We start from the raw sequence: 23,143 nt of genomic DNA on the forward strand, positions 1-23,143 counted from the left end.
TTTTTTGTTGAAACAAAAATAGTCCATTTACAAGTAATTTCAGCAAAAACAAAGTAAAGATCTTTATCCTTACAAGATTGTTACTCTTTTCATATTTAACAAATGCATCAAAATACTTCATCTGTCTGAATACACAATATAGTACTTTAAGGCCAATTTTGATTATTTTAAAAAATTAGGCGCAAAGTTATAGCAAAAATTTGAGTGATTTTTCTTGCCTATGACACGTTGGATACGATATTTATGAAGTAATACGGATGTACGCTTAGCAAATAGGACTTCTACCCCATCGCACAGGAAACTCGTATTGGCACCATGTACCTTTTCTTGAATTACATATTGTAAGTCCGTTGGCATTTCTGTCATCACACACTCCATAAACTGACGGTTGAAGGAATTCTCAATGGAACTGTACTTCTTAAAACTCATCATATTTTTCCCTTTCTGCATATCACTACGCATATAAATCAATTTAACTAATAGGGAATATATACAGGTGGTAGGTCTGTGTTTTTCATTCCGATTTTGCTTTCTCAGCATCAAAAAAGTTTGCGAAAGTTAGGTTATTTCCTGATACAGCCAAATCTTTATACAACTATTTTGTGAGGATGAGTGGTATATACTTTAGTATATAAAAAATTTAGGCATTATATAAAGTAGGTCTTCAAATGTTAAATATGAGCTATAGATAGTTGTTCTTTGTACAAACACACTACACTTTTGATTATTTGTAGTACATTTGTACATCAATAAAATAAAATTTGATATGGACACAACTAAAAATAGGAGTCGATTCGTCACTTCTTCTGAAGCCAAGGAAAAGGGCCGCGGATCATACTACAAGATACTTGAAGATGCCCGTCAAGGCAATATGGTCTGTATTCGTCGTGGTGTGTATGCCACAATGGAACAGTTAGCCGATACTATGATAGACCTTGAAGTCGTGATACCAGATGGTATTCTATGCTTATTTTCCGCATGGAATATCCATGGGCTCACAACTTCTTTGCCTCAAGCCTATCATGTAGCGATAAAAAGAGGTAGAAAGATTCGCCTTCCGGAATATCCACCAATTGCACTTCACTTCCTTACCGAATCAATCCTAGAACTTGGCACGGAAGAGAAGTTTGTTAGTGGTTATAAAGTTAAAGTATATAATGTGGAACGCTCTGTTTGCGATGCCATTAAATACCGAAATAAGGTTGGAATTGATGTTTGTTCTGAAGTAGTCAACAGCTATTTGGCTCTTCCCAATCGAAACCTAACCCTACTGATGGACTATGCAAACAAGCTACGTGTAACAAAGACTCTTGAAAAATACTTGGAGATAAAGCTATGAGCGATGATATAAAGAACTACGGAAAGTCTATTAGAGCACGCTTACTCAATGTTGCTAGAGTGGAAAAAGTATTTTTCCAAACGATATTAACCCGTTATTTTCAAGAACGGTTGCTCTATCGTATTTCATTAACCCATTATAGAAACAATTTCTATTTGAAAGGAGGAGCTCTTATGTATGCATACGAACGTTTCTCTGCTCGTCCTACATTAGATATTGATTTTTTGGGGGCTAACATCAGTAACGACGGTAAAAAAATAATCAGTGTATTCAAAGAAATTTGTGCTGTTCCTTGTGAAGAGGACGGTGTAAATTTCGACCTTTCTCACATTACGGCACAAAATATAACTGAATTCAAGGACTACCATGGCATCAGATTGAGCATTCCGGTAACAATGGATACCATCGTACAGGTAATGACTATGGATATCGGGTTCGGTGATGTGGTTACTCCCGAAGCAATACCTCTAGATTATCCAAACTTGCTCAAGCATCTTCCAGTTGCCAATATTTTGGCTTACTCTATAGAAACTGTTATTGCCGAAAAGATGCCCGCCGTGATTGACTTGGCAGACCAAAGTAGCCGTATGAAGGACTATTACGACCTTTATCAGATCTTATCTACTAATCAGTATGATGTAGAGGTACTAAAAGAGGCTACCAAACGGACTTTTGAGAATCGCCATACCGAATATAAGACTGATACAATGTTCTTCAAAGCAGAATATCCCGGCAATGCCGAAATGCAAGCCAGATGGAAAGCCTTCATTCGTAAGATTACAAGCAAAAGCGAATTGTCTTTTTCAGATGTAGTTCGCTACCTGCAAACGACATTAAAGCCTTACTGGGAAAATTTGAAACATGAATATGAATGATAGCAATATTTTTACTCTTTCTTTTCCGGAAGCCAAGGCATAGTGGTTTCGGGCGATATTCATGGTAACTTCAATCAGTTGGTGTTCAAACTCTGTATACAATACCAAATGAGAAATACCGTGCTGATTGTGGCAGGCGATTGTGGATTTGGCTTTGAAAAGCAAGAAAGTTACGAGAATATGGTGAAACGAAATACCAAACGCATGAACGAAGCAAACAACTGGATAGTGTTCATTCGTGGAAACCATGACAATCCGGCATATTTTGATGGTTACACCTTCAGACATAAGAGATTTATAGCCGTACCCGATTATACTATCCTTCAAGCTTGCTCTCATACCGTATTATGTGTGGGGGGAGGCATTTCCATTGATCGTCAATATCGCTTGCAGGTATGGGAGAAAAGACAGGTGCGATCTGTTTCTGATAGTCAAGCGGATAAACTAACAAGAAATCTGTATTGGAGCACTGAGGCACCGATATTCGACAAGGAGAAAATGATTACCATTAGTGCCCAATATACTGTTGATACAGCTATTACACATACCGCCCCGTCGTTCTGCGAGTTATTGATCAAGAACAATCTAGACGAGTGGACTGCAACAGATAAAAATCTACTATCCGATGTAACTTCTGAACGGACTACAATGGATAGACTTTATGATCGGCTAAAGGCTGATCGCCACCCAGTATCACATTGGTTCTATGGGCACTTTCATCAAAGTTGGCATAGCGACATCAATGGAACACTATTTAGAATGCTCGATATTATGGAATTCTACCAAATCTACTAATTGTGATATGGAGCATACTTTTTTCAACAGAATCGTAATTATAACATTAAAAATATCTGAGATAGATATTTAACCTCACATTAATCATATACCCTTTCGGGGGTATTTTTATTCATACACATATCTATTTATACCCGAATGGGTGTAAATAGAAATAACATATTTGTTCCTTTCACGCCATTATACGTTCTTTGTCCTCCCTTATCAAACGTTCCCTTATTTTGCCATCTTTTTCCCTAATTTCCAACTTTGAAATTTCAAATATACCAAAGCAATCCAGCTAACTATCACAGTTAAGGATTTCACTATAATTTCAGACGAGAAAAAATATAAACAGCCCCTACAACTGCACCCTCCGGGAGGAATCCTATGATAACGATATATTTTAAACGTTTCTTTATAATTTAGAAGAATCAAGTGAGTTAGTTTTTCAATCCTCACATTTGTATTTTTTTACAATTTTACTAATTTTAAACATTATATCCGCTGGTTTTTTGCAGTCCATTCCTAAATTTGAAAGAAGTATTTTTCCCTCACTTACTTAAAAAACAAGAAGTTTTAGCAACATAGTTTCTAGCGCATAAACATAGATCAAAGTTTATAGTAACAAAAAAAATGATTTAACTGCAAAAATCTGCAAATACACGCGCCTTGTGTAAATGCAGACTCTTTAGTTGTTTAATTTAATGAGAGGTTCAATCGGTCATGGCTCAACGATATTGAAATATTTGTCTGCTGGGCTAGTCACACTCTTCAAGTCTGACAATATAGTAACCATTCCTTCTATCTCAGCTTTATTCTCCCGAACCAATACTTCAAGAGACGTTTCACCGAGCATGACTTTAATAAAGTCTATTTTGTCGATGGCTATGTTTGCTGTGGCATCCGGTATCTGGTATCCGATACGATTTGTAAGCGCCCCGTTTTTAAGAATCAGTGAAGCATTTTCTCCCCTATCCTTAAAGTTCAAATTAATAGCCATCTCTTTTCCGGCAGCCTTCTCTCCGTCAATTTGTACGGCAAGTAGATCCAGCAATTCTTCAAGTCCGGTCATGTCCAGCACTTGGGCAGACACATTCAAAGGATACACCACCTTGTTAGCTCCCTGACGCAATTCCAGTGCTCCCGTCAGATAGAAATTTCTCCAAGGACCGCTTTCAGCCTGATAGCCCAGTTGATCGTATGTTTTTGCCAGTAGTTCACGGGCTTCCCCATTGTCAGGTTGGGCAAAAACCAGATTATTCAACAGAGTTGCGACCCAGCGATATTCACCTGCATCGTAAGATGCACGGGCCACTTCAAGCACTCTTTTTGTACCTCCCATCGCTCCACATATTTTTTACCTTGCTCAGAGGGAGGAAGCGGATTCAGATTAGCCGGATTTCCATCAAACCAACCGTAGTAGAGCTGATACTGTGCCTTTACGTTATGACTTACCGTCCCATAGTACCCCCGATTATAGAATTGTTTATCAATACTTTCCGGAAGTTTAATCATCTCGGCTATTTCAACAGGAGTATATCCTTTGTTTGCTAAATGTAACGTTTGGTCATGCAGCTAACGATAAAGGTCACGCTGGTTCTCCCAAAAGGTTACAATCTCCCGGTTGCCCCATGTAGGCCAGTGGTGAGTACCGAACGACACTTCCACTTTATCACCATAGAGACGGATCGCTTCATCGATGGTTTTGCTCCAGTTACGCCCGTTACGTACTTGCGCTCCTCGCAACGTCAGCAGATTATGAAGTGTGTGGTTCATTTCTTCTGCCGTACAGAATGCTTTGTACTGAGGAAGGTAAATCATAATCTCCGTCGGAGCCTCCGTAGCTTCGGCAAAAATAAACTCCATCTCTAATCCGTCGATGTTCAACTTCTCTCCGGTTCGGGCTATTTCGATAGTAGGTAGCGCGTTACTCTGTTTTCCGTAAGCATTGACTTGCCCAAGCCCGCTGCCGACACTTCCTTTCTCATCTTTAGGCAGCAGCGCACCGTACATATACACGGCACGACGCCCCATAGTGGTACCGGCAGTGGCATTTTCACTGATAGCATGTTCAAAGAATCCTTTCGGAGTAATAATTTCTATATCCTTGTTAGGAGCTCCTTCTATAATTGCTTCTACACCTGCATAGTGGTCAACATGCGGATGCGTAAATACTATAGCTTTCACCGGCAAATCACCCAGATGCTTTTTTACTAGGTCATATCCGGCTTTCGCTGTGGCATTAGACGTTTCCACATCTATTATCACCCAACCTTGCTCAGTCCGGACAAAGGTCATGTTAGCCAAATCAAAGCCGCGTATCTGGTAGATTTTGCCCGGAAGTACTTCGAACAAGCCATGAGTCTTGTTCAACTGGCTTTGCCGCCATAAACTCGGATTGACGGTTGCCGGGGCATCCTTATTCAAGAAGTTCCATCCATCCAAGTCAAAAGCCACTGATCCGTCGGTATTTAAAATCGCAGGTTGGTCGATTGTAGCAATAAACCCACGTCCGGCATCCCTGAAATCATCTTTATTATCAAAGGGAAGATACTCTTTAACCTGATTATTCTTTTCCTTGGTAAAACGCGAAGCATCAGTCTGAGCCCATCCCATTTGACTGCTTAGTAAAAGCAGAACTGCCAACACCATTAATTTTATTTTCATACTTATCCTTTTTATTAAATTGATAATCCTTTTAATTTTTGCAGTGCAAAGATAGAGGTCTACTAAAGGCTAACAAAGGTCTAAAAGTCATCAGGCTGGTCATTTCGTACATTTTTTGAATAATAATATAGTGAAACTATCCAAATTACTTGTATATTTGTAAAAAATAGCAATCGTTATGCAAATGAATGTAGACCTATACTCTGTTTTCCGAAAGCACCTTGCGGTTGAAGAAAATAAAGAATGGATATTCTGGGAAAGCGATGGAACCTTTCCACAGATACCTTATCATATACGCTCCTGTTCTGCTGCACTATTTATATGCAGGAAAGGATACATCGACCTTGAAATCAATCTGAAGGATTATCATTTTACCATAGACGAAGCTATTGTCTTATTGCCCGAGCATATCCTACGAATAAAATCCATATCACCCGATTTTACCGGCTACAGCCTTATCATCAGTGATAAGCTCTGGAAAGAAGCGCGACGAGGTGTTGAAAAAATGAAACCCTATTATACCTCAGCCAAAGAAGTACCTTGTATCCCGATTACTCCCCACCAATCAGACTTCTTACTATCTTACCTAAAAATCTTCAGTGAAAAGTTTAACAGTCCTCAGACTACCCACAATCAAATCATAGTGCGAACCTTGATTACAACATTATTATATGAGATATACCAACTCTACACTGGAGTGATAAACACAATGCAGGTCACTGGGAAAAAAGAAAAGATATTCCAAGAGTTTCTGAAGCTCGTAGCAGTCCACTATAAACAGGAACGCAACATACAGTTTTATGCGGAGCATTTTCAGATGACACCGAGGTACTTCTCCAATCTGATAAAAGAAACCAGCCAGCAATCGGCTGCCGAATGGATAGACAACTACATAGTAACCGAGGCAGGTATTCTTTTGAGAACCACAAACCTATCGGTCAAAGAAGTTAGTGAAGCCCTGAACTTTCCGGACCAATCGTTTTTCGGGAAATATTTCAAACGACATACCGGCATAAGCCCGAAAGAATACAAAAGCGATTTAAGCTAATATAGAAACTTTACTAAAAGACCTATATGCTGACAAGCTTTTCGGCATACCACCCACAATCATATATTGCCGGAACAACAGCATGGTTTTGGCATGAAATCCCTGCTCCAAAGGTACCTTTTTATCAAAACATTGACGTATATATATTATCAATGGTTCTTCGTCCATTAGCCAAGCAAACTCCTCGAAGTTCATGGGGTACATAAATAGTGTTCTCTCTTCCGAGGGAATGGCTATATCTTTTGCATTTTCCTTTATGAAGATGAGCGAACCTGTCTCTACATAGTCGAACCGCCCATCTGCCACCAAATACTTTATCGCTTGCCGGGCTTTCGGAAATTGTAATATCTCATCAAATATGATAATAGATTCCTTCGGATAAATTTTCACGCCGTATTCCGAAGATAGAATCAAGAAAAAAGTATCAAGATCATTCATGTAATTGTTGAAAACTGAAATAACCGAGTCGCTCACCTTATTGAAGTCTATTAAAAGGTAGCCCCAGTACTCATTTTTTGCGAACTCCTCCACAAGGGTGGACTTACCTATTCGTCGGGCACCTTCTATCAGAAGTGCCTTAATGCCTGCTACCTACTATTTCCAGGCAAGCTGTTTGGTGTACAATTTACGTCAAATATTTCGACATTCAATAATTCATCATTTTACTAATGTGCAAATTCAATGATATTTTCTGCAATACGCAAATTTAACGAAGCATAAATAACCTGCAATACGCACTATTCACTTTATAACATAATACAGATTACTTGACGGATCAATGATTACTAGTTCAGCGGATATCAAAGTTCTAATAAACCTCCTGATAGTTATAATACTATATCCGGAATTTTCTTTTATGGTGTCCAAACAAACTCCCGGATTCTCTTTTATATAGTCATAGAGAGTCGCAACAGGTTTCGGCAATTCATTCAAAATATACTCGACCTTATTCATATGTCACATCTATCAAATAAAAATAGAATCTTATTTCTTTTTAGGAGTAGTATCCTTTTCAAAACGAGCAGTAGCTTCGACAGCAATCTCAGCAGCCGTCTTTCGACGACCATCTTTCAACCAATTGTCAATATCGGACTTCAGAAAGTACAGACGTTTACCCACTTTATTATAAGGGACCAACTTTTGTCCTACCCAAGTATAAACAGTTTGGGCAGAAGGACGATCTGGCAAATACTTCGTCAAATCATCAATAGTCATCCATTGATCGGGAATGGCATGACCAATCTGTTCCGAAATGACTCCAATTTGTTCACTCATTGATAATATTCTATCAATAAGAAATTCAACCGCTTGCGGCATGTCATTAAATGACAAATTTTTAAACTTTTTTTCATCCATATTAATTTCACTTTTATATTTCTGGTTATCAGAAAGAATGAAGCCATTCACTTCAGATTCCATTTGCAAAAGTATATGAAGACATAATGACAAGTATATGAGGTATGATTCCTCAAATAAATAATTTTATATATCTACATTAAATCACTGATTATTAAAAACATATAAAGCAAAAAGTTAGTAAAAAAAGAGTTATCACCAGCAATCCTCACTCAATTCCTCAACAGATTTTATTATTTTGGAATATATATTGCAAAAAAGGATATTCACTTTATAAAATAGATATCTTTTTTTATAAGAACAAATCAAGTTAAATCAATGATTATGGATTTAATCCAGCAATTCATTCTTATCACATGAGAAATAGTATTTAAGAAACTTCTAGTTCATCCTGAATAAGTTGTGATATAATTCGTACGGAGAAGGCAGATTGCGAAACAAGGTACATATAAACACCAACCAAAGCTTTCTTTTGCTTAAATCGTTCGAGTCAATCAACTAACTTATACAAAATATAAAATGTATACGATATCACCCTATATTCAGTCGGCAATCAACTCCTCGCATATCCTTCGGTTCACATCCATAGTCCACAAAATAATAAAAACAATCTGGCATATACTTACTGATAATCGGAAAGCGTCATTACAACATCATGCTCCCAGCTAGTACCGGACATATATCGAAGCATCTCTTTCACTGTTTTCTTCATTTCAGCAGCATTATAGCCCACCTTTACTTCAGTTGTCATATCAAGGTTGCTTATTTACCATTATCTACAAGTATTCTAATACTCGATTGTTGTATAGTTTGTATTACCCCTGCAACCAACATTCCATATTCTTAACTACTGAGAACTCGATATTTACCGATTTAAAATCAGACAGATGAAAATATTATGGCTTTCTCCGGCAAATCGCCCAGATGCTTTTCCACCAGGTCATATCCGGATTGCGCTGTAGCATTAAATGTTTCCACATCTATTATCACCTAACCTTGCTTAGTCCGGACAAATGTCATGTTAGTCAAATCAAAGTCGTGTATCTGGCAGATTTTGCCCAGGAACACTTCAAACAAGCCATGAGTCTTGTTTAACTGACTTTACCACCATAAACTCAGATTGACGGTTGCCGGGTCATCCTTATTCAAGAAGTTCCATCCATGTCAAAGGTCACTGATCCGTCGGTATTTAAAATCGCAGGTTGGTCGATTGTAGCAATAAACTCCGCCCGACATCCCTGAAATCATCTTCATTATCGAAGAAAAGATACTCTTCAACCCGATTATTCTTTTCCTTGGTAAAACGAAAAGCAGCAGTCTGAGCCCATCCCATTTGACTGCCTAGTAAAAACAGAACAGCCAATGCCATTAATTTCATTTTCATACTTATCCTTTTTATTAAATTGATAATCCTTTTAATTTTTACAGTGCAAAGAAGAGGTCCGCTAAAGGCTAATAAAGGTCTAAAAGTCATCAGATTGGTCATTTCGTACATTTTTTCACAAATAATATAGTGGAACGATCCAAATTACTTGTATATTTATAAAAAAACAATCGTTATACAAATGAATGTAAACCTATACTCTGTTTACCAAAAGCACCTTGCGGTTGAAGAAAATAAAAAATGGACATTCTGGGAAAGCGATGGAACCTTTCCACAGATACCTTAATTATATATGCGCCTATTCTGCTACACTATTTATATGCAGGAAAGGATACATCGACCTTGAAATCAATCTAAAGAATTATCATTTGACCATAGGAGAAGCTATAGTCTTGTTGCCCGAGCATATCCTACGAATAAAATCGATATCACTAGATTTTGTCGGCTACGACCTTATCATCAATGATAAGCTATGAAAAGAAGCGCGGCGAGGTGTTGAAAAAATGAAACCCTATTATATCTCAGCCAGAGAAGTACCTTGTATTCCCATTACTCACCAATCAGATCTCTTATTATCTTACCTGCTTGTAGCGTTCATCCAACATTTCACCAAACATATCCATCTCCCTTTTAGATATTCCAAATCGTATCGCCAATCCTCGCCAGTTTTTCACGACTTCAACCATTTCTGAAATAATCTTTTCAGCAATTTTGAGATTAAGCATATAATCTTCACAAGCACCAAGTAAAAAACGAAGGTCTGCTTTATTAGTAGCTGATGAAATAAGCAAACTTTGATATTCATTCAGAGTGGGATTCATATCGTATGCAGGCGATAATGTCCATCCTTTTGCAGTCAAAAGAAAACCATGATTGCGAAAATGGTCATCACTATTACCGATACAGATGTTGAAAGCTACACGGCGGTAAAGTTCCTGCAGATTGTCTTCTACATTTGTGCAATTCTGAATAATAAAGTCAACAATATCCAGATAGCCATGGCCTGTAGCAGCATTATCTCCGTCATTAAGCCCTAATAATGTCATTGCTGATGCAAAGTGGATACGTTTCCCCTCTTGAGTTCTGTCAAAGCGTCGGGAAAGTAATGTATGATATTTCTCCCCGTTGGACAAAACTTTGGTTGTTGCAGCATTTATTCCTGCTTTCATGGCAAGTTGATGGCTAAAATGTTCCCAAAGCCCGGCATCGTAATCATCTTTGCGTGAAGGAAATTTAGCAATATATAGGGTTTTATCCGTATCAACCACACTTGCTTTTGGCCTTGCACCCCCCAAGGAAGAACCCGGCTTTACGAGTTGAGCAATCCACTTCCTTTCCGGAAGAATGTTCTCTTCTTCGCTTTTCTCGATCTCCGTACTGGCCGTTATCAACTCCCGGAGATCTGTCAGGGGCGGAATTTTCAATGACTCACTTACATTTATAAATTCTCCATTTTTATCTTCCTTAAAGCGAAAACCGCCCATTCTAGAAAAGTCGTCGATACCGGTAAGAAAATCGAAAGATGACAGTCGTTGTACCGGTCTATTTTCTTCTGCCGCCGAAATCTGCTCGCAACGTAACAACAAAGTACGTCCCCAACGATCCGGTAAGGCATCAGAGAAGCATCCGAATATATCTTTCCCTGGCTGCGTGTATTGCTGACCTGGGTAATTATTCAGATCATCGCTCAAAAACAAATCTCCATACTTTTTCAACCATTCATCATTGAAGGTAAAGCTATAACTATCTGAACCACGAAGGGATTCGTAGCCTAACTCACCAATGAGTTCTATCTCTTTGAGCCAGTTGAAATCGGCATATACATACAATTTCTTCATCGTTTATTCCTTTTTTGATGCGCGTTCTCTTGTCTTCAGATTCAAATCCTGCAAAGCCTTTCCGAGTTTATCCTCTTTAGCAAGCCACAGAATATCATCATCAAGCTGTAAAGCATACAGCACACGTAAGTAGATGCCTATTGCTACTGTTGGTACACCTTTTTCTATTCGAGACACCGTAAGTGGAGAGCAGGTAGCCCGTTCTGCTACCTGAACCACACTCAGATTTCTGCGCAAGCGGGCCAGCTTAATCTGCTCTCCTACCACTTGCATCTTCTGTTCCAATTTTCTGGGTAACTTGGTTCCCATCGTATTCTTTGTCATAAGCAATATATCATATAATATGCGAATATACCACTTTTTATTTATTTAATGATATGTTATAAGAAAAAAAATAATTATGAATCCAAAGCATAATGTTCATTAAGCATAACTATTCCAATTTTGCCCAAATACATATTTCCACCAAATATTGCGGAATTGAGGATTACCTCTACTTTACCCCCGTATCATATATAAGTCCATTAAAGTAAAGTCAAATAAAGGGAAGAAAAGAAATGGCTTCACCAAGAAGCTATCCTTAAAATATATTCTTCTCCTATTTCTTTTAGCCAACAAAATATATTCGTGAAAGCCTTTTACATTTAGTATTTTTGGCGAAAATCTCACGGTTTTCGCACCTTTGTAAGTAAATAAAAACAGGTGAGCTTCTGTATCGGCAAATAGGTAGTGATTATCTGTGATGATCTATTTTAATAGGTACAATCTCTGTTTTTACAAATACAGTATTTTTTTATGAATTACGCTTGTGACAAAGGTAGATTCTTTGAAAGTATTCAGATTTTCGTTTGATTCCTTTCTGAAGCTGCACTATTTTTCGTACTTTTATCCCGTAACCTTATACAATGTAATTTACATGACTGAAAACACCAATTATATTTTCGAAGAACTGCTTAGGGCTGCACAACCTAATCGCGGCCTGTTTGTAATGCCATTGCCTACTGGTGCTGGCAAAACGTATAACTCCTGCCAGATGATGGCTGAGGAGTTGAAGAAGGAAGATGCTAGACGTATCATCTATGTGACTGATGCCAAGAAACAGTTGGATGCTACCATCGAGGATATTGAAAAGAATCTAAAAAAGAATGGTCTCAAACTAAAGAAGCATGACATCTTACGTGTGTACTCACAAGAGGAGCAGTGGGAACGTGCCTTCACCGACCCTGATATCCGTATAAAGATGGAGGGGAACGAACTGTTTCAAGGTGAAAGGACATTTGCAAACCTGAAACGTTTATACTCGTACACCGATGTTACGGACGAGATGGTTGAGGAGATTGGCAAGAACCGCCTGCGTCTGATGGAGAAAGTACGCAGAAAGGTGTTTACTCCTATCCGACAGAAATACAAGAAAGAGACTGATGAGGTGATAGCCTCACATATACTCACAGAATGTCCGATTCTGGAGGAACTATATCCAGAACTATTATTTTACAAGAGCAAGATTATCGTGCTGACTGCCTCAAAGCTGCATACCACGGCATCGCCAAAGTTGGTACGTAAAGGTACACAGCCTTACTGGAAGCATATAAAGAACTCATTGGTAATTATTGATGAGTCTGATCGTGTGAAAGAGGCTGCAATGAAGCGTTTGTTTGATTGTGAGTGTGGTCGCAGAAGACGTTTTAACTTCTGGGGATTGTGCTACTTTATCTGTCAGCACTACCAAGAAGTGATGGATATGCAGAAGATGCCTGAATGGGCAGACCACAAGATGAACATTCAGGACATGTTGGAGGCAATAAGGACGAAAAAGAAAGAGTTGATTGATGGCATTAATCCTCAGAAAATATTGAGCGGGCTTGAATTGGAGGAAAATGTAAATCATGGCAACTTTATCTTTTACGACGAAGACCAGACTTTCTCTGCTGAGAATGTTGTTCTCTCTGTTCACAATAATAAGGAGGAATACACATCCTACCTGCTCACGAAGAAGAAAACTAAAGATCAAAATGACAAAACTTTGTCATTCGTGGCAAACCGTATAATGCTCTTCTTGAAGGACTTTGTACAAATTGTGGATAAGCATGCAGAAGTGTATGCTTCAATAGAAAACGAGTTGCGTAAGAAAAAAGGTACAAATACAGCTGTTGATTTGGAGGGTGATTTGGCATTTTACCACATTATTAAATATATGGGCGTAAACGAAGGCAATACGGAGTATCGCTCTGCACTGCAAGAATTACGCAACGGAACCACTTTCCAGACTCCACGCTCTAATAACAGTGAAGAAACCGATGGCAAGTCTATCTATGACAAGGGTATCAGCTTCATCGAGATATATTCTCATGACAACGACCGCTATTCGTGCTGCTTCGACTATCACGAAATGAGGTGCATGCCTGAAAATGTGCTGTTGGACATGGTTAATCACAACCGGGTGATAATGTGTAGTGCTACCGCTGACTGTCAGACACCTATCCACAACTATGATTTCAATTATATAGCAAAGCAAGGCGTGAAGGTGGAGAAGATGGGCAATGAGACTTTGCATAAGATCGAAGAATATATTGCTCTCAACTATGCAAACCCAAAGGTGGAGTTCTCTCTCTACAATGAAGAAGAGACTCGACCAAAAGAAATATTGGAGGATTACCTCGGTAAGTGCAGTTCAGCACTGAAGGATTGTTTAGACTTCGTGATGGATGGTAAGAACAAGTTTGACAAGAACAACTCTGCTCGAATAGTGAATATGTTGAATCATTATATGAAGTTCATGAAGAAGTCTGAAGCCAGAGCATGGTTGTACTTCCAGCCATTCTCATATACAGGTAAGAGTAGTATAGGGATAAAGAAAGTGTTGAATATACTGCAGCAGGCAAGAGTGACAAAGCGTGGCGAGACATTTGGAGTTAACGTCATGGACCAGCATGTTATTGATGATGAAACAACAAGAAGGCGCGCGGATATCTATCCTGAATTGAACGTCTGTTTCTTGAGTGGTGAGTATTTCAAAAATGACTTGGAGGCTGTAGAGAAACTGTTGGCCGAACAGCCAGCACTAAAGATGTTCTGCTTTGTATGCTACCAGTCTGGCGCTGTAGGCGTGAACTATCTGTTTGATACCGATGCCAAGTACCGAAAGAAACACTGTTTGGAAGCCCCAAATACAAAAGACCGCAAGGACACTCGCTGCAACTTTGATGGTATCATTATGGATAAGCCTACGAACTTTATCCCTCTGTTGGATGTGGATGACTACCTCAAAGCTTGCATCTCGTTAAGTATTCTGGGAACTGACAACCAGTTGGTATTGAAAGAAAAATCTGACTTCCAACGTGACTTGCTCCGCAGAAGGCATCATCGTATACTTGATGACCTGGCCGAAATGTTAAAACATAGAGAGATACAAATAAAAGCAGCATTGAAAGGCACACCTGCCTATGATGCCTTCTGCTTAAAATGGGCAGTACAGGCACTGGGACGTATCACTCGTTCGACGGTGTTTAACAAGACCATCCATGTGGCTATAGGTAAGGATATGGCATACTCTATGATTATCGCCAGAAAACCAGAAGTTCAGACAGAGCTGCTGAAACATGTGCTCAAGTCGATAGATGAAGATCCGTCTATACTTGACCGAATTAATGGTAAAGAGTCAGAAGTTGACATTGCATTCAAAAATCGAGAACACCGTAGAGAACGACATATTAGTGAATTGATAGGTATTAGTTTCAAGGGTACTGACGAATATGCCCGTCAGGCTCGTAATAGGGTGCATAAGATTCGCGAGTATGTGATGAAGCATCCAGAATTTGACAACAGGGAGGATATTGAGACTTCTATGCGCATGTATTATGTGCAAACAGAGGAGGTAAAGAAGATGAACCTGAACTATACAGACTCGTGCGTTCACATGGATGCTATCATGAGGCAGCAATTCATACGAGACTACTTTGAAAAGAACGGCTATTGCACTGCATGGAAGAGCAAGGCATGGGTCATCTCACCACAGATTATTCAACAGGTTTACACTGGCTATTTCGGTGAGCAAGTGTTCAAGGTTATATTGGAGAGCGCAGGTTGTACCATAAGCTCACCAAGAGAGGAGATTTGGGAGAGGGCCGACTGGGTAGTGAACGACCGACTGTATGTAGATGTAAAATACATGGTGGATGGTGACTTCAACAGGCATGTGAAAGCACAGGCTTGGGAAGGCAAGATAAAGGATTGTGGTGGTAAGTATGTCATAGTCAATGTGCCTCGATATGCTGGTAACTACTCACATTCACTTACCCTCGGAAGTGATCCCCAGTTACCAGTTATAAATGGTCTGATAGATGTTGAGACAGGTTCCGTCATCGACAAGAACGTGCAGAATATTCTTGATAGATTAACAACTTAAATAACTATGGAAAAGATAAAAACCAATCACATGATAGTGGAATTTCTCTGGAAAGAGTTTCTGGAGGATTACGATTTCTTCAAGATAGAATATGGTAATGTTGACTTCGACAACATTACAAGTATTTATTGCAAACTGGAAGGCTTGTACCCGAACAGTGCTATCTGTGCTTTCAACAAAATGGCTAAGAATACACAACCTGGCGAATCATCCAAGCACCGCATATTCCTATTTGCTTCATCCAAGAAGGAGAAACTCACAATGGCACTGCTGCAAGAATGTCTGAAGAATGTTAATGTCAAAATTAAACAGATTACCTATCGTCCTGCTTACGATGAGGGTATCTATACTAACAATATGCTGAACCTATTGTTGTCAATGATTCCAAATCGTAATAAAGCCTTGAGCTATGCCCATGGTAAACTGATTTGTGGCACTTGCAGCAGCATATATAATAAAGGGAGAAGTGCGGGTGAGGAGTTGGGCCTGCATATAAGTTTCGATTACGATAATCTCTTGACTGCGCGCACATTGACTTTTGCCGAGGAAGACAAGATAAAAAAGAAGAACAAGAAAGATTCTCTAGTATATCATTTGGAGTTTGATGAAAAACGAATCTATTTTTCTTCCAAGAAAAAGAAGGGAACGAAGGAATACTATAACCATCCGTCTGTTTTTAGAAAAGATAACAAGAACCACATACCTTTCCTAGGGTTCGGTGATATAGAGCACTTTGAGGAATCGCAAGCTTACCTTATTCGAAGTGTGCTGCAGGACTTTCTTACAACCTATTCAAAGTACGTGTCTGTTAATCCAATAGAGTACAAAAAGCCTACATTATTGAAAGCACAGGATGCAGAGTTCAGGAAAGAAGATGAACTGTTGCGTGATATGCTCTCTACCTCATGGATTGAGATAGCCTGTCATACCACCGAAACAGGTGTGGAAAAGTTACGAAATTTGATAGAGCAGAAATCAAGGGAGTATATCAAAAAGCTGTTTGGTAATAGCTTTGAAGGTTACCATGAGAAGGACAAGAGTAGGAAACAAATCTGCATTCGTATCGTTGGTGACAAAGACCAGGAGGAAAAACTTTCTGATAGCGAACGCCAAACTTTGGATTATAGACGTTTGAAAGAGAAAATGGAACTGATAGAAAAGAAAATTCCTACCCAAGATGTGATGATTAAATCAGAGATTGAGGCGGCCACTATCAAGAATATCTTCCGTCAGATACTGATTAAGGACTATTGTATAAAGGAGGCACTGCCTCAGTATATGATAGACCGTTTCAAAGGATGCGTCATCACATATGCAGAGAAAAAGAAAAATAATCTGTATTACTTTGTACAACTTACCATTGGCAAAGACGGATCGATAGCTTACAAGGTTGGAGAACCTCGATTGACTCACGATGGCGTGATTACAGTTTTGGGAGAGAATTTTGAATCGCACGAATATCATATTCCTGCATTTAAGAAGGGATATAACGAGAACTTTATCTATTGCATTGAGAAGGATGGTATCACATACAACATTTATGACACTTGTGAGTTTGTCTTCCCTGAAATGGAGGAAATATACCGGGCACTCGTGGGATTAAAGAATATACAAGTACCAGTTGAGGTATACCATGACCTCATGAATATGGTGCAAAGCAATGAGTCGAAGGTACTATGCAAGCAGCGTATTCGTGAATATGCAGATAATGTGTCCCATGACTTGTTCTATTCAGACATTAAGAAACTGGGCAAGGAAGCTCCACCGGAAGAGAAACTTACCCGGAAACTGATGCGATTTGTAACTAGCAAGTATAATATCAAGAAAGGGCAAGACTTCAGAACTGCAGGTCGCAGTGAGGAAACATTGGCTGCATGCGTTAATGTACATTACTGGAAACAGGATGCGAAGTTGTGGAAGTATTGCGCTGGTCCAAATACAAAGGGAAATTTTCACTCTATTAACCACAAAGTGTATGTGCGAGAAATACTCAGCGACATAACCCCTGACGAGTCCTTTGTCAACGAACTGATATACTCGTTGGGGGACGGTTGGAATAAGATAAACGAGTTCTCCGTTCACCCTTCAATTTTTAAATTTCTCAAGGAACGTTTGGAAATATATAAAGCTCAAGAACAATTAAATGAATTAACAAAAAAGGTAAAGTAGAAATACTTTTGGTGAAGATAATGACGACAAAAAGTTCACCATACAGTTTTGTTTAATAGGAAGTGCTCAAAATATTATATAAATAAGAAACAGGATTCAGCTATAATCATCTTATATCTTACACCGTCCACTATTTTGTATAAAGTAAGAAACTACAGGATGCGAGTTTTATAATTGAATCCTGTTTTTAAGCTTAGATAAAAAACAAGACTACTCTTATCCTTGTTGGTGAAATGGTCTCAGTGTGTGAACCAAAAATACTTTTTTATTTATGGTGTTCTATGCCATAAATCTTATGTCCCATGAGAAAAATTGTGGTCTTGAAGTTCACAAAGATAGTGTTTTTGTGTGCATATTAGGTGAGAATGGAGATAAAATTCAAGAGAAGTTTGGTATCTTAACTAGCAAATTAGATAAATTTCGTAATTTATTAATTGAAAATGCAATAGGCGAAGTTGCAATAAAAAGTACCAGAGTCTATCGGATGCCTATTTGGCGAGTTCTTGAAAGTTATTTTTCAAAAAAGTTAGAGAATTCATATTTTATCAAACAACTTCCTGGCAGGAAGAGTAACGGGAATTCAGCACCTTTGTCAGTATGACCGTCGGATATTCGACTTAAACAAAAAATTTGTCTACAAATTTACCAAGTTGAATGTCTGTCTACAATGGTGTAATAACAGATTCAAAAAGTTATAAAAAGACATTAGAGTGTATACTTAATGGCGTGACAGATCCCGAAGTATTATTAGAGCAGATACATAGACGTACTCTTAACCGTGTTGAACCGAATATTATAAAAGATGCACTAATCGGAATTGTCAATGAAACGGGTGGGGAGGTAATACGGCAGTTGAAGATGGAAATCGATTCAGCAAAGATACACAAGGTAGAATGCCTATTGAAAATGAATGAGCTTAGCAATAAGTACTTTTCAAAATAACTTACAAACAATCCCCTAGGGCAAACATTGGTCAGCTACTACTATTATTGCAGAACGCAAAGTGGATATGAAATTATCTCTCACGGCTTCCGCATTAGTCTCTTAGCAGGGATTTAGGCTCGTAATGAAGAAAGTGCCGATAAAATTAAAACCCGAAAGGTAATACATGGAAATAAATATCTTAGAAAGACACTGATAGGATGCATTTAAGACGCAAGTAACATCCGAGGGTATTTCTTCAATAAATTCTGTTATACCCAAGTTATACAAAATAAAAGTAAATATGGCTATTCTTTGTTCCATTCCCTGATTATAATTCATCTCTACCTATTTCGACACTACAATCTGATTAACTGGCAAAGCCACCCGCCGTTAATTCTCCCTGTCCGTCAGTTTATTGTTTCATTGTGTCTTTATGTATTCATTTCCTTATTCGTCAGTTCGTGGCTAATTCTCTACTCATCCGTCACAGCTTTCAACATCGAAGTGACTCTATCTATTAGATAGATATTGCACTTTGCAGCTGAATATATCGTCATTTTCGTATAAAGAGTTTTCTAATCCAAATAGATAATATATCAGACCTGTGATACCATGAAATAAGGATACTAAGTAGACACTTTACCACCTCATTTTACCCTCCCAAGAGAAATAATCATCCTCTTTTCTCTTTTTATAGCAGATTGTTTTATATCTTTGTTTAACAATTAAGAATTTTGTGATGGACAAACCTATGAATCGGATAAAAGAAGTGCTTGAAGAAAAAGGTATCAAACAAACCTGGCTGGCAGAAAAACTTGGAAAAAGTTTCTGTATTGTCAATTCTTATGTTTGCAATAGAAGACAGCCCAGTTTGGAAGTCTTATTTCAGATAGCAGAAGTCCTTCAAATGGACGTAAAAGATCTTATAAAATCCTCTAACAATGATTGAAGTCGGCAATATAATAAAGAATCTAATACCAACAGAAGCTGTTGTTGTTAACAAAATACAGAAATTAGGAACTATGTATTCGCTCAAATTTACAGGAGTAAATACGAATAAAAGCAGTTCCAAGGTGATTACAGAAGAACAGTTCAGTTCTTTAGAAGTATTGACATCTGATGGAGAGTTCAATTTCAAGGGCGATCCCGATAAATTTGTATTATTTGCAGAAGCAGAAAGAATAAATTCCGCTTATCAATTTGATCCTCTATTTGCCATCAATTGTAGTGTTGTAGATCCACTACCCCACCAAGTAGAAGCCGTATACAAATTTTTGCTTCCCCAACCTAAGATACGTTTTCTGCTGGCAGATGATACAGGTGCAGGAAAAACAATTATGGCAGGCTTATTATTGAAGGAACTATTAATGCGAAAGATCATTGAGCGTATACTTATTATCACCCCAGGCGGCCTGACCAAACAATGGCAAGAAGATGAAATGGGAGTAAAATTTAATATTCCGTTTACGCTTGTCAATAGAAGTATTTTTAATGCTGACCCTACCATTTTTCGCTCGGCAAATAAAGTGGTAGCTTCTATTGATTTCATTTGCCGGGAGGATGTGTTGAACATTGTCAGCAATACAAACTGGGATATGGTCATCTTTGATGAGGCTCATAAGCTATCGGCTTATGAATATGGGCAAAAAACATATAAGTCAAAGCGATATGAAGCTGCACATTTACTTTCGCAACAATGTGAGCATATCTTGCTATTGACAGCTACCCCACATAGAGGAAGAACTGATACGTTCAAGAAACTTCTTCAATTATTAGACGAAGATATCTTTGCAACAGAGGATATTGCTGCCGACAGAGTAAAAGAATTAAGTAAAGATGGGCTGAATAAGTTTTTCATACGCCGATTAAAGGAGGACATGAAAGACTGGAATGGCAACAATCTATACAAGGATCGGTATACTAAAACTGTATCTTTTCAATTGACACCAGAAGAGAAGCGACTTTATGATAATGTAACCAATTATCTGACCAAACAAAAAGAAGAAGCAACCGAAACAAGGAACATTCATGTGTCTTTAGCCTTGGCTGTAATGCAACGACGATTGGTTAGTTCTATTTTTGCGATCAAAAATACATTATACAAACGCTGGATCGCGCTACAAGGCATAGTAGATGAAGTCAGCAAGAATCCTAATATATGGAAGCAACGTCAAAAGTTAGAAGAACTGGATGTGGATAGTATTGACCAATATGATGACCTGGAGGACGATGAACGGGATGCGTTGGATGGTATCCTATCTGACCCTCGAAAATTCAAACTGTTCACCACTTCAAAAAGTTTAGCAGAGATACAGACCGAAGCTAAAGAAGTGAAACGGCTGTATGAAATGGCGAACAGCCTGTACAATCAAAATCAAGAAGAAAAGAAATACATTGAGCTAAAAGAACTCTTAAAAAGTCAGGGAGTTATCAATGGTGAAAAACTCGTTATTTTCACAGAGCACAAAGACACATTGCTCTATTTGAGAGAACGCCTAAGCAATAACGGCTATAAGGTAGCAGTCATTCATGGAGGCTTATCGGTTGATGAACGCCGCCAGGCACAATGGGATTTCATGTCTCCTGAAACCCAAATACTCATTGCAACTGATGCTGCAGGCGAAGGTATCAATCTTCAATTTTGTAGATTGCTAATAAATTGGGATATCCCATGGAACCCTAATCGCTTAGAGCAACGCATGGGACGTATCCACCGCTATGGACAGAAAAATGATGTATTGGTCTTCAATATGGTGGCGGACAACACTCGGGAAGGGCAAGTATTGTCCCGTTTACTGATAAAGTTGGATATTATTCGTCAAAGCATGGGTGATGACCGCGTTTATGATGTTATTCAAGATGTACTGAAGGATGTCAGTCTGGATGCTATTATAGCTTCCGTCTTTGATGGAAAAGAATCTTCCTTTGATAAGTTTATAGAGCAGGATGAAACCATCATTGAGAAAGTATTTCGGAATAAGATAGAAGAACAACAAAAAGTAATCGCCCATAGTGAAGTCGATTATAAAGATGCCCGTATCCTCAAAGAACATTCTGACGAGAAACGATTGCAACCGATTTATATTCGTCTGTTTTTTGAAAGGACTTTCAGCTATTTAGGTGGCAAATATAGGATGATACAGGACGGAATTTATCAAATGGAAAACATTCCGGATATACTTTCCAAACGTCTAAAAGATGATTATAACATCTATGCTGAAAATATCAATAAATTATTGTTCTGTTTCGATAAGCACATATTCCTGGACTATCAGAACACCAATGCCATATTGGGTAAGGTACACTATATCAATCCGGGTAATGCTTTGTTTGATGCACTCATTGATTGTGTGCGGGATTCTTTCAGAGACGAAATGCTGAAAGGTACGATTCTCGTTTCACCGGAAGATACTGAAGACTATTTTGCTTTTTACGTTAAAAATCAAATCACAGATAACCGTCCTAACAAAGGAGACGACAGTATAGCTAATGAGCAGCTTAGTTTTGTCTATCAAACTAATAATGGAGTGTTTCATGCAACTTCACCGGCCAAGTTTCTGGATCTGCATGCACCCCTTCAATTTGCCAAGCAAATCACTCCTCCTGCTGTTATAGGTAATGAAGAAGTCACCGAATGGGCATTCGAGAATATCACCTTACCTCTGTTCACCTCTACGCAAAAGATTGTAGAATCAGATGCTACAAAGCGGAAAGAATATTTGCAGACTGCATTCAGTCAGATTATCATGGATTTGGACATAGAGATTAATGAATTGCAAGGTAAGGTGTTATTGGGAGATGTAAAAATACAGGAAAAGCTGCTGCATAAGATGGAACGAAAAGCAGAACTACTTCGCAAAAAAGATGAACGCATACGCGAAATGGAGCAAATGGTTCAAATAAATCCCAAAGCTCCGGAAATATTGGGATGTGCTTATGTCGTCCCCCTCAGCCAAATGGAGTATGAGCAACATTATGGTATGAAAAGAGACGATGAAGTAGAAGCCATAGCTATGAACATGGCTATCGAATATGAAGCAGTCAATGAATGGCAAGCGGAAGATGTTTCCAGCCAAAACTTAGGATATGATATCCGGAGCATCAACAAGTTGGATATTAAACGGTATATTGAGGTCAAAGGGCGTTCAGGGATCGATGGAGTTATGCTGTCGGAGAATGAAATGAACCGGTTGGCACAACTAGGAAACAGTGCATGGCTTTATATTGTAGTGAATTGCAAATCTAAACCACAATTGCACCGTATTCAAAACCCAGCCAAGAAGCTAATCTTTGAACGGAAAGACAAAGGAGTACAATACTACCTGCCACTGGATGAATGGAGAAATAAAACTGAAAAATAA

General features: G+C 38.5%; 18 protein-coding genes and 1 pseudogene. 9 read left to right on the plus strand and 10 right to left on the minus strand.

What is annotated here, in order from left to right:
- Window positions 1-162: 162 nt before the first annotated feature.
- Entirely contained in the window at window positions 163-462 is a 300-nt protein-coding gene (locus ISX59_RS04515; RefSeq protein WP_137570014.1) for a hypothetical protein, read from the minus strand.
- Between the two features lie 304 nt (window positions 463-766).
- Between ISX59_RS04515 and ISX59_RS04520 the strand changes: the two genes are divergently transcribed.
- The 3 genes from ISX59_RS04520 to ISX59_RS04530 are packed head-to-tail and all read left to right on the plus strand — an operon-like array spanning window position 767 to window position 3,009.
- Complete coding sequence (locus tag ISX59_RS04520) at window positions 767-1,339, plus strand: hypothetical protein (protein ID WP_050550275.1); 573 nt, start codon at window positions 767-769, stop codon at window positions 1,337-1,339.
- The gene (locus ISX59_RS04525; RefSeq protein WP_032540716.1) at window positions 1,336-2,214 is read left to right on the plus strand and encodes a nucleotidyl transferase AbiEii/AbiGii toxin family protein; all 879 of its coding nucleotides are present in this window, start codon (window positions 1,336-1,338) and stop codon (window positions 2,212-2,214) included. Before ISX59_RS04520 ends, ISX59_RS04525 begins: the two co-directional genes overlap by 4 nt.
- Window positions 2,215-2,256: 42 nt before the next feature.
- On the plus strand, window positions 2,257-3,009 hold the full coding sequence (locus tag ISX59_RS04530) for a metallophosphoesterase (protein ID WP_233481272.1): 753 nt from the start codon (window positions 2,257-2,259) through the stop codon (window positions 3,007-3,009).
- Between the two features lie 703 nt (window positions 3,010-3,712).
- Here ISX59_RS04530 and ISX59_RS21355 read toward each other — a convergent pair.
- The 3 genes and pseudogenes from ISX59_RS21355 to ISX59_RS21130 all read right to left on the minus strand — a co-directional run bounded on the left by ISX59_RS21355 (window position 3,713) and on the right by ISX59_RS21130 (window position 5,658).
- Window positions 3,713-4,063, minus strand: a complete 351-nt coding sequence (locus ISX59_RS21355) for an alkyl sulfatase C-terminal domain-containing protein (RefSeq protein ID WP_233481289.1) — start codon at window positions 4,061-4,063, stop codon at window positions 3,713-3,715.
- A gap of 108 nt (window positions 4,064-4,171) precedes the next feature.
- Window positions 4,172-4,506 (minus strand): annotated as a pseudogene (locus tag ISX59_RS21125) (alkyl sulfatase dimerization domain-containing protein); the annotation flags it as partial.
- A 60-nt stretch (window positions 4,507-4,566) separates the two neighbouring features.
- Window positions 4,567-5,658, minus strand: a complete 1,092-nt coding sequence (locus ISX59_RS21130) for an MBL fold metallo-hydrolase (RefSeq protein ID WP_233481271.1) — start codon at window positions 5,656-5,658, stop codon at window positions 4,567-4,569.
- A gap of 178 nt (window positions 5,659-5,836) precedes the next feature.
- On the opposite strand from ISX59_RS21130, the gene ISX59_RS04540 reads away from it, so the two are divergent.
- The gene (locus tag ISX59_RS04540; RefSeq protein ID WP_032540717.1) at window positions 5,837-6,706 is read left to right on the plus strand and encodes an AraC family transcriptional regulator; all 870 of its coding nucleotides are present in this window, start codon (window positions 5,837-5,839) and stop codon (window positions 6,704-6,706) included.
- On the opposite strand, the gene ISX59_RS04545 is transcribed toward ISX59_RS04540, so the two are convergent.
- The 6 genes from ISX59_RS04545 to ISX59_RS04565 form a co-directional block, all read right to left on the minus strand.
- Window positions 6,698-7,288, minus strand: a complete 591-nt coding sequence (locus ISX59_RS04545) for an AAA family ATPase (protein ID WP_317473663.1) — start codon at window positions 7,286-7,288, stop codon at window positions 6,698-6,700. The genes ISX59_RS04540 and ISX59_RS04545 overlap by 9 nt on opposite strands.
- 402 nt (window positions 7,289-7,690) lie before the next feature.
- Window positions 7,691-8,125 carry a helix-turn-helix domain-containing protein gene (locus ISX59_RS04550; protein ID WP_137570013.1) on the minus strand — a complete coding sequence of 145 codons (435 nt, stop codon included), beginning with the start codon at window positions 8,123-8,125 and terminating at the stop codon, window positions 7,691-7,693.
- A 559-nt stretch (window positions 8,126-8,684) separates the two neighbouring features.
- Window positions 8,685-8,813, minus strand: coding sequence for a hypothetical protein (locus tag ISX59_RS21135; protein WP_255580122.1), 129 nt, complete (start codon window positions 8,811-8,813; stop codon window positions 8,685-8,687).
- A 438-nt stretch (window positions 8,814-9,251) separates the two neighbouring features.
- Entirely contained in the window at window positions 9,252-9,446 is a 195-nt protein-coding gene (locus ISX59_RS04555; protein ID WP_137570012.1) for a hypothetical protein, read from the minus strand.
- Window positions 9,447-10,018: 572 nt separating this feature from the next.
- Window positions 10,019-11,284 carry a type II toxin-antitoxin system HipA family toxin gene (locus ISX59_RS04560; RefSeq protein WP_032540725.1) on the minus strand — a complete coding sequence of 422 codons (1,266 nt, stop codon included), beginning with the start codon at window positions 11,282-11,284 and terminating at the stop codon, window positions 10,019-10,021.
- Window positions 11,285-11,287: 3 nt separating this feature from the next.
- Complete coding sequence (locus tag ISX59_RS04565) at window positions 11,288-11,608, minus strand: helix-turn-helix domain-containing protein (RefSeq protein ID WP_032540726.1); 321 nt, start codon at window positions 11,606-11,608, stop codon at window positions 11,288-11,290.
- 592 nt (window positions 11,609-12,200) lie between these two features.
- On the opposite strand from ISX59_RS04565, the gene ISX59_RS04570 reads away from it, so the two are divergent.
- The 5 genes from ISX59_RS04570 (at window position 12,201) to ISX59_RS04590 (ending at window position 23,143) form a co-directional block, all read left to right on the plus strand.
- Window positions 12,201-15,689, plus strand: a complete 3,489-nt coding sequence (locus ISX59_RS04570) for a DEAD/DEAH box helicase family protein (RefSeq protein WP_032540740.1) — start codon at window positions 12,201-12,203, stop codon at window positions 15,687-15,689.
- Between the two features lie 6 nt (window positions 15,690-15,695).
- On the plus strand, window positions 15,696-17,858 hold the full coding sequence (locus ISX59_RS04575) for a hypothetical protein (RefSeq protein ID WP_233481268.1): 2,163 nt from the start codon (window positions 15,696-15,698) through the stop codon (window positions 17,856-17,858).
- Window positions 17,859-18,153: 295 nt separating this feature from the next.
- Window positions 18,154-18,459, plus strand: a complete 306-nt coding sequence (locus ISX59_RS04580) for an IS110 family transposase (RefSeq protein WP_175413941.1) — start codon at window positions 18,154-18,156, stop codon at window positions 18,457-18,459.
- Window positions 18,460-19,521: 1,062 nt separating this feature from the next.
- Entirely contained in the window at window positions 19,522-19,731 is a 210-nt protein-coding gene (locus ISX59_RS04585) for a helix-turn-helix domain-containing protein (RefSeq protein WP_032540868.1), read from the plus strand.
- A 73-nt stretch (window positions 19,732-19,804) separates the two neighbouring features.
- Window positions 19,805-23,143, plus strand: coding sequence for a helicase-related protein (locus ISX59_RS04590; protein ID WP_233481267.1), 3,339 nt, complete (start codon window positions 19,805-19,807; stop codon window positions 23,141-23,143).

The sequence above is a fragment of the Bacteroides sp. FSHCM14E1 genome (assembly GCF_019633785.1).
GTDB lineage: Bacteria > Bacteroidota > Bacteroidia > Bacteroidales > Bacteroidaceae > Bacteroides > Bacteroides hominis.